The following is a 9,269-nucleotide window of genomic DNA, read 5'->3' as shown; positions in this document are numbered from 1 at the left end:
CCCGTAAGGGGACGGCCGGCACGGCTGGTTAAAGGAGTCCGCCATGGCGAAGGCCGATTATTACGAACTTCTGGGCGTCGCGCGCGAGGCCTCGGCCGACGACATCAAGAAGGCTTTCCGCAAGGCCGCGATGAAGTGGCACCCGGACAAGAACCCGGGCAACGCGGAAGCGGAACAGAAGTTCAAGGAACTGAACGAAGCCTATTCCGTCCTTTCCGACGACGAGAAGCGCGCGGCCTATAACCGCTATGGCCATGCCGCCTTCGAGGGTGGCGGTGGCCCTGGCGGCGGCGCGGGCGGTTTCGGCTTCAGCTCGTCCTTCGCCGATGTCTTCGACGATCTGTTCGGCGAATTCATGGGCCGGGGCGGCCAGCGCGGCAATCCGAACGGCGCCATGCGCGGCTCGGATCTGCGCTACAACATGGAAATCAGCCTTGAAGACGCCTTCAAGGGCAAGAAGACCCAGGTCAAGGTGCCGACCACCATCGCCTGCGAAGTCTGCGATGGCACGGGCGCGGCGGCCGGCTCGAAGCCGACCACCTGCCCGACCTGTCAGGGCGCCGGCAAGGTGCGGGCGGCCCAGGGCTTCTTCACCGTCGAGCGGACCTGCCCGACCTGCCAGGGCGCCGGCCGCATCATCAAGGACCCCTGCAAGGCCTGCGGCGGCCACGGCCGCACCGCCAAGGAAAAGACCCTTTCGGTCAACATTCCCCAGGGCGTCGAGGACGGCACCCGCATCCGCCTCGCCAGCGAAGGCGAAGCCGGCGTGCGCGGCGGGCCGCCGGGCGATCTCTACATCTTCCTGACCGTCGCCCCCCACGCCCTGTTCCGGCGTGATGGCACCAATCTGTTCTGCCGCGTGCCCATCCCCATGGTGACCGCGGCGCTCGGCGGCAGCATCGAGGTGCCGACCATCGACGGCTCGCGCGCCCGGGTGGCGATCCCGGCCGGCACCCAGACCGGCCGCCAGTTCCGCCTGAAGGGCAAGGGTATGCCGACCTTGCGCGGCGGCGCCTTCGGCGACCTCTACATCAATGCCGTGGTCGAGACGCCGATGAACCTCACGCCCAAGCAGAAAGAGCTGCTGAAGGAATTCGAGAAGGCCGGCGGCAAGGGCACCAGCCCAGAGTCCGAGGGTTTCTTCGCCAAGGTGAAGGAACTCTGGAACGACCTGACGGAATAGCCGCCGCCCAGCCCGTATCGTCACCCCGGCGAAGGCCGGGGTCTCGGGACGGAAAGCACCGAAGACAACACCCGCGAGATCCCGGCCTGCGCCGGGATGACGCTCTGTAGGGGAGCCCTAACGCCATGACCACCATCGGCATTCTCGGCTGCGGCGGCCGCATGGGGCGCAGCCTGATCAACGCCGGCCTCGCCGCCGGTGCCACCATCGCCGGCGGCACCGAACGGCCGGGCTCGCCCCTGATCGGCACCGATCTCGGCACGCTCGTCGGCCGCGATCCGCTGGGTGTTGTCATCACCGACGATGCCGCCGCGCTCTTCGCCCTTTCGGATGTCGTGATCGACTTCACCGCCGCCGTCGCCGCGCCGTCCCACGCGACGCTGGCGGCCAGGACCGGCAAGGCCCTCGTCATCGGTACCACCGGCCTGTCCGCCGACCAGCAGGCGGCCGTTGTCGCCGCCGCGGGCCATGCCCCCGTGGTGCAGGCGGCCAATTACAGCCTCGGCGTCAACCTGCTCGCAGGCCTCACCCGCAAGGTCGCCGCCATCCTCGGGCCGGAGGAATGGGACATCGAAATCGTCGAGATGCATCACCGCCACAAGGTCGACGCCCCCTCGGGCACCGCCCTGGCGCTGGGCAAAGCGGCTGCCGCCGGGCGCAATGTCGTCCTGGACGCGGTTTCGGACCGGGTGCGCGACGGCCATACCGGCGCCCGGGTGAAGGGCCACATCGGCTTCGCCACCCTTCGCGGCGGCGATGTCGTCGGCGAACATTCGGTCCTTTTCGCTGCCGACGGCGAGCGGGTGGAACTCACCCACAAGGCGACCGACCGCGGCATCTTCTCGCGCGGCGCCATCCACGCCGCCCTCTGGGCCGCCGGCAAGCCCGCCGGCCTCTATGACATGGCGGACGTTCTCGATCTCGGCTGAGAGAATTATCGTAACAACGAAAATTGTGGCGCCGGCCTTTTTTCGTTGTTACGTTAACTCATGCGCATCATCTGGGATGAGCCGAAGCGGCAACTGAATCTTGCCAAGCACGGATTCGACTTCGTCGATCTGGCCGATGGTTCGTTCTTCGAAACCGCCGTGATCACCCCGTCAGTCCAGGGCCGGTTCAAGGCCATCGGCATTTTGCGCGATGGCACGATTGCCGTCATTTTCGCCCGCCTCGGCACGCAAGGGATTGCCGTGATCAGTATGCGCCCCGCCAACCGCAAGGAAAGGAGTCTGCTGCCATGACCGCCAGGAAGAAACTCCTGACCCGCTTCGAGCCCGGCCACGGCTTCAGCAGGCAAGATTGGGACGAAGTCGAAGCTGCGGAAGCGTCCTTCACCGACGAGGACCTGAAAGCCGCGCGGCCCTTCGCCGAAGTCTTCCCCGATCTGGCCGAGAGCCTGCGCCGCAGCCGGGGCCGGCCGAAGTCGGACAGCCCCAAGGTCTCGACCACCATCCGCCTGTCGCAATCCGTGCTCGACCATTTCAAGGCCGGGGGTCCGGGCTGGCAGACCCGTATCGACGAAGCCCTGAAGAAAGCGGCCGGAATCAAATAGGTCGCCGCCCAATCTATGGCTTGCCGCGCGCGCCCGTGGTAAAGGGGCGCCATTCAATGCTTCGAGGATATGCCGATGCGGACCGCCACGATCGCCCGCAAGACCAAGGAAACCGAGATTTCGGTCGCCATCAACCTGGACGGCACCGGCCAGTACCAGGTCTCGACCGGGATCGGCTTCCTCGACCATATGCTCGAACAGCTTTCGCGCCATTCGCTGATCGACCTGACGGTGACGGCCCGGGGCGATACCCATATCGACTTCCACCACACGACGGAAGACACCGGCATCGCCATCGGCGAGGCTTTCACCAAGGCGCTGGGCGACCGCAAGGGCATCCGGCGTTACGGCGATGCGTTGATCCCGATGGACGAGACGCTGACCCGTGTCGCCCTCGACTGTTCGAACCGGCCCTATCTGATCTGGAAGGTGACTTTCACCCGCGACAAACTGGGCGAAATGGATACCGAACTGTTCAAGGAATGGTTCCAGGCCTTCGCGCAAGGCGCCGGCATCACCCTGCATGTCGAGAATCTCTACGGCGAGAACAATCACCATATCGTCGAGAGCAGCTACAAGGCGCTGGCCCGGGCGCTGCGCGCGGCGATCGAGATCGACCCGCGCGCCGCCGCCGCCGTGCCCTCGACCAAGGGCGTGCTGGGCGGCACCCTCTGATGCGGCCGATCGCCTATACGGTCCATGGCCCCCTGCCGGAGATCGAGCTGGTGGCGGAGCGTTTCTCGCTCGCTGCCTTCCTGTTCGGTCCCCTGTGGCTGCTGGCCCATGCCGCCTGGATCGAGGCGATCCTCTGGCTCGGCTTCGTCGGGGCCGGCATCGCCGCCGGGATTTTCCTGCTGCCCGACCGGCCCCTGCCCGAGTTGAGCGTGCTGGCCGCCGCCCTGTTCACGGGCTTCGAGGCCGGCGAGATCCGCCGCCGGGTGCTGGCTCGCCGTGGCCATCAGGCCATTGGCGTCGTCTGCGGCGACAGCCGCGCCGACGCCGAGGACCGCGTCGTTCTGAAGGTGCGTTCATGACTGTCAAACCCGCCGTCGCCATCATCGACTATGGCGCGGGCAACCTGCGTTCCGCCGCCAAGGCGTTCGAGCGCATGGGCGCAGAGGTCGGCCTGTCCCCGTCGCAGATCATCGTCACCGACAAGCCCGAGGTGGTGCTTTCGGCCGAGCGCGTGGTGCTGCCGGGCGATGGCGCCTTCGCCGACTGCAAGACCTCGATCCAGGCCCTGCCGGGCATGATGGATGCCCTGACCGAAGCGGTGAAGGTGAAAGCCCGGCCGTTCTTCGGCATCTGCATCGGCATGCAGCTGATGGCGACCGAGGGGCTGGAGCACGGCCATCACGCCGGCTTCGGCTGGGTGCCGGGCGTCGTCGACCGGCTGGCGCCGGACGACAAGCGCCTGAAGATCCCGCACATGGGCTGGAACAACCTGTCCATCCGCCATCATCACCCGGTGCTGGGCCATGCCCGCTCGGGCGAACACGCCTATTTCGTCCATTCCTATGCCCTGCAGGTCGAGCGCGGCGAAGACCTGGTGGCGACCGCCGATTACGGCGGCCCGGTCACCGCCATCGTCGCCCGCGACAATCTGTTCGGCACCCAGTTCCACCCGGAGAAGAGCCAGGCTTTCGGCCTGTCGCTCATCGCCGGCTTCCTGAGGTGGCGTCCGTGATCCTCTACCCCGCGATCGACCTCAAGGGCGGCGAATGCGTCCGCCTCGCCCAGGGCGACATGGCCCGGGCCACCGTCTACAACAAGGACCCGGGCGCACAGGCAGCCGCCTTCAAGGCCCAGGGTTTCGAATGGCTGCATGTCGTCGATCTCGACGGTGCCTTCGCCGGCAATGCGGTGAACGGGCCGGCGGTCGAGGCGATCCTGAAGGCGACCGATGTTCCCGTGCAGCTGGGCGGCGGCATCCGCAGCCTCGCGATGATCGAGGGCTGGCTGAAGCGCGGCCTGACCCGCGTCATCCTCGGCACCGTCGCCCTGCGCGATCCCGCCCTCGTGATCGAAGCCTGCAAGCTGTTCCCCGGCCATGTCGCCGTGGGCATCGACGCCCGCGACGGCATGGTCGCGGTCGAGGGCTGGGCCGAAACCTCGTCGATCACGGCAATCGATCTGGCGAAACGGTTCGAGGATGCGGGCGTTTCCGCCCTCATCTTCACCGATATCGCCCGCGACGGGCTGCTGACCGGCGTCAATGTCCCGGCGACGGCGGCGCTGGCCGACGCGGTCTCGATCCCGGTCATCGCCTCGGGCGGGCTGGCCGGCCTTGCCGATATCGAGGCCCTGATGGCGGTCGCGGGCACGCCGATCGCCGGGGCCATTTCCGGCCGCGCGCTCTACGACGGGCGGCTGGACCCGGCGGCGGCGCTGGCCCTCACGAAAAGGGCGGCGTGATGCTGAAGGCCCGGGTCATCCCCTGTCTCGACGTCCACAACGGCCGCGTGGTCAAGGGCGTCAATTTCGTCGACCTGCGCGATGCCGGCGATCCCGTCGAACAGGCGCGGCTTTACGATGCCGCCGGGGCCGACGAATTGACATTCCTCGACATCACGGCGTCCAGCGACGACCGGGCGATCATGCTCGACGTGGTGCGCCACACGGCGGAACAGGTCTTCATGCCGCTGACCGTGGGCGGCGGCGTCCGCACGCTGGAGGACGTCCGGCAATTGCTGCTGGCCGGCGCCGACAAGGTCTCGATCAATTCCGCCGCCGTGGCCCGGCCCGATTTCGTGCGCGAGGCGGCGGAAAAGGTCGGTAGCCAGTCGATCGTCGTCGCCATCGACGCCAAGGGCGACAGCCACGGCAAATGGCATGTCCATACCCATGGCGGCCGGCGCAATACCGGGATCGACGCGGTCGAATGGGCGCAGCGCATGGTCTCGCTCGGCGCCGGGGAAATCCTGCTGACCTCGATGGACCGGGACGGCACCAAGGCCGGCTTCGATATCGGCCTGACCCGGGCGGTATCGGACGCCGTCACCGTGCCCGTCATCGCCTCGGGCGGGGTCGGCACCCTCGACCATCTGGCGGACGGCATTCTCGAGGGTCATGCCTCGGCCGTGCTTGCCGCCTCCATCTTCCATTTCGGCACGTTTTCGATCCGCGAGGCCAAGGAACACATGGCCGCGCGGGGCGTGCCCATGCGCCTGTGACGGGGAAGATCATGAGCGATCCCGCCATCCTCGACCGGGTGTTCCAGGTCATTCTGTCGCGAAAGGGCGCCGACACGGCGAACAGCCATGTCGCCCGGCTCTTCGCCAAGGGCCGCGCCAAGATCGCCCAGAAGGTGGGCGAGGAAGGCGTGGAAGCCGCCCTCGCCGGTCTCGCCGGCAGTGAGACGGAACTGGTCGGCGAAGCCGCCGACCTGATTTTCCATCTGTTCATCCTGCTGGCCGAACGGGGCCTGACCCCGGCCGATGTCTGGGCCGAACTCGAGGCCCGGGAAGGCCTGTCGGGGGTCGCCGAAAAGGCCAGCCGTCCGAAGGGTTAGTTCCGATGGCCTATGATCCGAGCAATATCTTCGCCCGCATCCTGCGCGGCGAGATCCCCTGCGACAAGGTGCACGAGACCGAGCACGCCCTGGCCTTCCACGACATCCACCCGCAGGCGCCGGTCCATGTCCTGGTGATCCCCAAGGGCGCTTACGTCTCGTGGGACGATTTCTCGGCCCATGCCACGGATGCCGAAATCGCCGGCTTCGTCCGCGCCGTGGGCGAGGTCGCCCGACTGGTCGGGGTCGATGCCGGCGGCTACCGCCTGCTGGCCAACCATGGGGCCAACAGCCACCAGGAGGTGCCGCATCTCCACGTGCACATCACCGGCGGCCGTCCGCTGGGTCCCCTGCTGCTGCGGCGGGGTTAGGCGTCAGTATTTCCCGGCGACGAAGTCGGCGAGGCTGACCTGCGGCCGGGGGCCGTAATGCGCCAGCACCTCGGCGGCGCAGAGCGAGCCGAGGCGGCCCGAGCGGGCAAGGCCGAGGTCGCGGGTGAGGCCATGGAGGAAGCCGGCGGCGTAGAGATCGCCGGCGCCGGTCGAATCCACCAGCTTCCCGGGCACCGCCGCGTCGATCACATGGACCTCGTCGCCGCCGACGATGACCGAGCCCTTTTCCGAGCGGGTGAGCGCGGCGGTGATGCCGAGGCCCCGCGTCGCCTGCAGGGCGGCGTCGAAGTCGCCGGTCTCGAACAGGGCGGAAATCTCGCCCTCGTTGGCGAAGAGGATATCGACCCCGCCGCCCGAGACGAGGTCGATGAATTCGCCGCGCCAGCGGTGGACGCAGAAGGCGTCGGACAGCGACAGGGCGACCCGGCGCCCGGCTTCATGGGCGGCGTTGATCGCCTTGCGGAAGGCGGCCTTGCCGTTTTCCGGGTCCCACAGATAGCCTTCGAGATAGGTGATTTCGGCATCCGCCACCTGGGCCGGATCGACATCGTCGGGACCAAGGCCGACGCAGGCGCCGAGATAGGTCGCCATGGTGCGCTGGGCATCGGGCGTCACCATGACGAGGCAGCGCGCGGTGTTGGGTCCTTCCGTCGCCGGCACGGTCTCGAAGGAGACGCCGATGGCGCGGATATCATGGGTGAAGACCTTGCCGAGGCCATCGTCCCGCACCCGGCCGATGAAGGCGGCGGCACCGCCGAGCGAGGCGACGCCCGCCATCGTGTTGGCGGCCGAGCCGCCCGAAGCCTCGACCCCGGCGTTCATCCGGCCATAAAGCGCTTCGGCCTGGGCCGCGTCGATCAGCGCCATGGAACCCTTGATCAGGCCTTCACGGTCGATGAAGGCGTCGTCGGCCGGCGCCAGCACGTCGACGATCGCATTGCCGATGCCAAGGACATCGAAACGGGCAGTGGTCATGTTCATCCCCGAAAATCTCGCGGCGCAGTATAAGGATGACGACGGACCCGTCCAGAACCGAGGAGCCATCACCCCATGTCGCTGATCCCCGCATTCCTGAAAGGATTGGAGGATGCCCTGTCGCCGCCCTTGCGGGCGATCCTGTGGCGGGTGTTGTTCATGGGCCTCGCGCTGAGCGTTCTTCTCGTCGCCGGGGCCTATCAGGGCCTCGGTTTCGCGCCCAGCACGGGCTGGATCTGGCTGGACGAGACCCTGCGCATCCTGGGCGGCATCCTGACCGGCATCGGCCTCGCCTTCATGTTCCCGGTGATGATGACGACATTGCAGTCGCTGTTCCTCGACGAGGCGGCGGCGCGGGTGGCCGCCCGGGATTACCCGGCCGATCCGCCGGGGCGGGAGATCGGCTTCGTCGAGGGCGCGGTGTCGGGACTGAAGTTTCTGGTGATCACCGTCGCCCTGAACATCGTCGCCCTGCCCCTGCAGCTTGCGGGTTTCGTGCTTCCTCTCCTCAACCTCTTGGTTTTCCTGGTCCTCAACGGCTATCTTGTCGGACGGGAATATTTCGAGCAGGTTGCCATGCGACATGCGTCGCCGGCCGAAGCCGCCGCGCGGCGGCGGGCGAATCGCCTGCTTGTATTCGGTGCCGGTCTGCTGGGGACGGCATTGATGGTGGTGCCGATCGTCAATCTGATCGCGCCGCTGGTCACACTCGCCGCCATGGTGCATCTCGAACGCGGGGTGCGCCTGTCGCGGCGACGGGGTTGAGGGGCGGGGGCCTGTACCCCGGCCCGAGGGATAGAGAGCGATCCGGCACCTGCCGGTGCTGACACTGTGAACTGGCCAGGCCAGCGAACGAGGATTCAGGAGAGATCGATGTTCGGAAAACGAAGCGGCCCCCCGGAGCCACCCCCCCAGGCCGCCAAGCCCGCCACCGCCTTCACACCCACGCCGGTCCGCCCGGCCACCCCCAGCCCTTCCCTTCAGCAGCAAGGCACGCCCGCCATGGCCGACCATGATTCGACGAGTTTCCGCCCCGAAGTCGCCCGCCCCAGCCGCGAGCTGCCGGGCATGAGCCGGCCGCTGGCGCCGTCCATGCCATCGGCGCCGCCGCCGTCGTCCGACGACAAGAAACTGATCGTCGGCCGCAACATCGTCCTGTCGGGCCAGATCACCGCCTGCGACAAGCTGGTGGTGGAAGGCCGGGTCGACGCCACCCTGACCGAGAGCCGGGTGATCGAGATCACCTCGACCGGCGTCTTCAAGGGCGCGGCCGAGATCGACGAGGCGCTGATCGGCGGCACCTTCGAGGGCACGCTGATCTGCCGCGGCCGCCTGCTGATCCGCGCCACCGGCAAGGTGAAGGGCGAGATCCGCTACGGCCAGCTGGAAATCGAATGCGGCGGCGAACTGGTCGGCGACATCAACACCGTCCAGGGCAATCCGATCGCGGCCGACCCGGCGACCACGCCCGCCCCGTCCCCGGTGGTTTCGTCCCCGGTGGTTTCGGCTCCGGCCCCGCTCACCTTCCCGTCGACTGAAGGCACGCTGGTCTGATCCCGCGATACTTCGTCGTGTGTTGAGTGCCGCGCATTTCCCGAGGGCGGTCGTCCTGGCCGCCCTCCTGGTTCTGATCGCCGCCTGCGCCGAGCCGTCGGC

General features: G+C 67.8%; 14 protein-coding genes. 13 read left to right on the top strand and 1 reads right to left on the bottom strand.

All coding sequences use genetic code 11. The features are described 5' to 3' along the window. The first annotated feature begins 43 nt into the window (after positions 1-43). The 11 genes from dnaJ to WAZ62_RS13260 all read left to right on the top strand — a co-directional run bounded on the left by dnaJ (position 44) and on the right by WAZ62_RS13260 (position 6,617). A complete protein-coding gene (gene dnaJ, locus WAZ62_RS13310) occupies positions 44-1,183 on the top strand; it encodes a molecular chaperone DnaJ (RefSeq protein WP_422644021.1) in 1,140 nt (379 codons plus the stop codon). A 125-nt stretch (positions 1,184-1,308) separates the two neighbouring features. Then, a complete protein-coding gene (gene dapB, locus WAZ62_RS13305) occupies positions 1,309-2,112 on the top strand; it encodes a 4-hydroxy-tetrahydrodipicolinate reductase (RefSeq protein WP_422644020.1) in 804 nt (267 codons plus the stop codon). Between the two features lie 60 nt (positions 2,113-2,172). Beyond that, complete coding sequence (locus WAZ62_RS13300; protein WP_422644019.1) at positions 2,173-2,424, top strand: BrnT family toxin; 252 nt, start codon at positions 2,173-2,175, stop codon at positions 2,422-2,424. Further along, complete coding sequence (locus WAZ62_RS13295; protein WP_422644018.1) at positions 2,421-2,735, top strand: BrnA antitoxin family protein; 315 nt, start codon at positions 2,421-2,423, stop codon at positions 2,733-2,735. Before WAZ62_RS13300 ends, WAZ62_RS13295 begins: the two co-directional genes overlap by 4 nt. A gap of 75 nt (positions 2,736-2,810) precedes the next feature. Next, the gene (gene hisB, locus WAZ62_RS13290; protein WP_422644017.1) at positions 2,811-3,410 is read left to right on the top strand and encodes an imidazoleglycerol-phosphate dehydratase HisB; all 600 of its coding nucleotides are present in this window, start codon (positions 2,811-2,813) and stop codon (positions 3,408-3,410) included. Further along, entirely contained in the window at positions 3,410-3,769 is a 360-nt protein-coding gene (locus tag WAZ62_RS13285; RefSeq protein WP_422644016.1) for a DUF2628 domain-containing protein, read from the top strand. The genes hisB and WAZ62_RS13285 overlap by 1 nt, the downstream gene beginning before the upstream one ends. After that, complete coding sequence (gene hisH, locus WAZ62_RS13280) at positions 3,766-4,422, top strand: imidazole glycerol phosphate synthase subunit HisH (protein WP_422644015.1); 657 nt, start codon at positions 3,766-3,768, stop codon at positions 4,420-4,422. Before WAZ62_RS13285 ends, hisH begins: the two co-directional genes overlap by 4 nt. Then, positions 4,419-5,150: a 1-(5-phosphoribosyl)-5-[(5-phosphoribosylamino)methylideneamino]imidazole-4-carboxamide isomerase gene (hisA, locus tag WAZ62_RS13275; protein WP_422644014.1), complete on the top strand. Its 732-nt coding sequence runs from the start codon at positions 4,419-4,421 to the stop codon at positions 5,148-5,150. Before hisH ends, hisA begins: the two co-directional genes overlap by 4 nt. After that, positions 5,150-5,908, top strand: a complete 759-nt coding sequence (hisF, locus tag WAZ62_RS13270) for an imidazole glycerol phosphate synthase subunit HisF (protein ID WP_373068719.1) — start codon at positions 5,150-5,152, stop codon at positions 5,906-5,908. The genes hisA and hisF overlap by 1 nt, the downstream gene beginning before the upstream one ends. Before the next feature lie 8 nt (positions 5,909-5,916). Then, positions 5,917-6,246 carry a phosphoribosyl-ATP diphosphatase gene (locus WAZ62_RS13265; RefSeq protein WP_422644022.1) on the top strand — a complete coding sequence of 110 codons (330 nt, stop codon included), beginning with the start codon at positions 5,917-5,919 and terminating at the stop codon, positions 6,244-6,246. A gap of 5 nt (positions 6,247-6,251) precedes the next feature. Next, positions 6,252-6,617 (top strand): histidine triad nucleotide-binding protein, encoded by a 366-nt coding sequence (locus WAZ62_RS13260; RefSeq protein ID WP_422644013.1) that lies wholly within the window; start codon positions 6,252-6,254, stop codon positions 6,615-6,617. A 3-nt stretch (positions 6,618-6,620) separates the two neighbouring features. Here the strand turns inward: WAZ62_RS13260 and WAZ62_RS13255 are convergent, their stop codons facing one another. Continuing rightward, positions 6,621-7,613, bottom strand: a complete 993-nt coding sequence (locus tag WAZ62_RS13255; RefSeq protein WP_422644012.1) for an adenosine kinase — start codon at positions 7,611-7,613, stop codon at positions 6,621-6,623. Positions 7,614-7,688: 75 nt separating this feature from the next. Here WAZ62_RS13255 and WAZ62_RS13250 point away from each other — a divergent pair, with 75 nt between their 5' ends. After that, positions 7,689-8,378, top strand: a complete 690-nt coding sequence (locus WAZ62_RS13250) for an EI24 domain-containing protein (RefSeq protein ID WP_422644011.1) — start codon at positions 7,689-7,691, stop codon at positions 8,376-8,378. A 237-nt stretch (positions 8,379-8,615) separates the two neighbouring features. Continuing rightward, positions 8,616-9,167: a bactofilin family protein gene (locus tag WAZ62_RS13245; RefSeq protein ID WP_422644010.1), complete on the top strand. Its 552-nt coding sequence runs from the start codon at positions 8,616-8,618 to the stop codon at positions 9,165-9,167. The last annotated feature ends 102 nt before the right edge of the window (positions 9,168-9,269 follow it).

This window comes from Zavarzinia sp. (assembly GCF_049306435.1).
GTDB lineage: Bacteria > Pseudomonadota > Alphaproteobacteria > Zavarziniales > Zavarziniaceae > Zavarzinia.
Note: the sequence above shows the minus strand (reverse complement) of the source record. Positions and strands in the feature narration are given on the sequence as shown.